This is a genomic window from Bifidobacterium sp. UBA6881, from assembly GCA_002451435.1.
Taxonomy (GTDB): Bacteria; Actinomycetota; Actinomycetes; order Actinomycetales; family Bifidobacteriaceae; genus Bifidobacterium.
The window spans coordinates 1-1,698 of the sequence record DKCF01000091.1 but is presented as its reverse complement, the minus strand read 5'-3'; the positions used below and the strand labels follow the sequence as shown (position 1 = coordinate 1,698).

General features: G+C 50.1%; 2 protein-coding genes. Both read left to right on the top strand.

Annotated elements, in window-relative coordinates; genetic code table 11:
• The coding region (locus B3C64_RS06985; RefSeq protein ID WP_291534679.1) for a hypothetical protein at nt 1-184 on the top strand (184 nt) is incomplete at its 5' end.
• 25 nt (nt 185-209) lie between these two features.
• Complete coding sequence (locus tag B3C64_RS06980; RefSeq protein WP_291534678.1) at nt 210-1,625, top strand: RNA-binding domain-containing protein; 1,416 nt, start codon at nt 210-212, stop codon at nt 1,623-1,625.
• The last annotated feature ends 73 nt before the right edge of the window (nt 1,626-1,698 follow it).

Below are 1,698 nucleotides of genomic sequence, written 5' to 3'. Positions count from 1 at the left end.
CATCATGCGGATGCCGGTTTTGTTATGCATGACGGCTTGTATGATGCGTGTGTGGCTGTTTTCTGCAGCATCGCCTGATCTGTCCCGTTTTCTTGGCGCCACTGGCTTTTGTTCGTGGCTGGGGTTCTCCGATGTGGTTAAATATGAATTAAGCGGTCGAATAGCGGTCGAATTGAATGGGTAGAAGACTCCTGTAATGAGGTGGATCAATGGATATCGTGGAGTTTGAAGGTATTCTCCGTGCAGGCGAAAGTTCGACCGTGGAATTCAAACGGTGCGGAGGCAATCCTGAGCATGATACTTATGAGACGATTTGCTCATTCGCAAATCATGCTGGAGGTGCCATCTTCCTCGGTGTGAAGGATGATGGCACGGTATTGGGCGTTCCTGAGAAATCGGCATTAAGTATTGAACGCAATATCGCCAATGTGACTGGACAGCCACAGTCGTTCTCTCCGACGTTGTTCGTGGAAACGGAACGTTTCCAATATGACGGAAGAACCGTGATCCGTATATGGGTGCCGCCGACCTCGTCTGTATTCCGTTATAAAGGGCAGGTATGGGATCGCGTCGCGGATGCTGATAGGCGAATTGACGGTGAGATGCAGATCACACAGATGTATATTCGCAAACAGAACATATTTACGGAACAGCGGATTTACCCAGGATTGACGATTGATGATCTTGATTCGACTTTGATAGCCAGAATTCGGGCAATGGCGGGGAACAAAACCCCTGACCATCCATGGATTGGAATGGATGATCAGACATTATTGCGCAGCGCTCGTTTATATGTGCGAGACTATGGCAGCAAAGCTGAGGGATTGACATTGGCTGCTGGGCTTTTGTTGGGCAGGGATGAAGTAATTGCCGACATGCTTCCCGCATATAAAACCGACGCCGTGGTCAGGCGTGAAGATTTGGACCGATATGATGACCGGCTCATGGTGCGCACCAATCTGATTGATGCTTATGGGCAGCTTTCGGCATTCATGCGCAAGTCATTGCCTGATCGTTTCCATACGGAACATGACACGGCTGTTAGCGCTCGTGATTGGATCATCAGAGAATTAGTGTCGAATATCCTCGTGCATCGTGAGTATTCCAGTCCTATCCCGGCTCAGATTGTTATCACGGATGAGGGAATCGAAACCCGTAATGCCAGTCGTCCGGTTTTTGAAGGCGAGATTGATTTGGATAACTTCACTCCTGTGCCTAAGAATCCCGTGATTGCCGATGTCTTTATGCAGATCGGTTTGGCTGAGGAACTGGGCAGCGGCGTAAGGAATCTCATGAAATACACAAAACTATATTCTGGGGGAGAGCCGGTGTTCAATGATGGACTGGTATTTACGGCGTTCGTACCGATTCGTGAGCGTGGGGCCGAGCGTGAAGATGCGGTTGAATGGATGGCTGGCAAAGTGGACGGCACGGTTGGTGGCATTGAAGACGCCGTTGAATATCTGTTGTCTGCGCATAGTGAGATTACAATTGCGCAAATTGCGGAATTGAGTGGTTCTGATGTTCGTGCAGTGAGACGTAAGGTTGGTAAATTGGTCGAACGAGGACGTCTGGTTGCGCTGGGCAAGACCCGTAATCGTCGCTATAGGAGAGCGGGGAAATAAGTCGGGAGCCGATTTCGACTGATTCGTTCGGTCGAGGGCCGGCCGTCAAGGACGGGCGTCCCAATCTTCTACC

Coding starts and splice junctions, on each gene's coding strand:
- B3C64_RS06980 (WP_291534678.1), top strand. CDS start 210: ATGGATATCGTGGAGTTTGAAGGTATTCTCCGTGCAGGCGAAAGTTCG.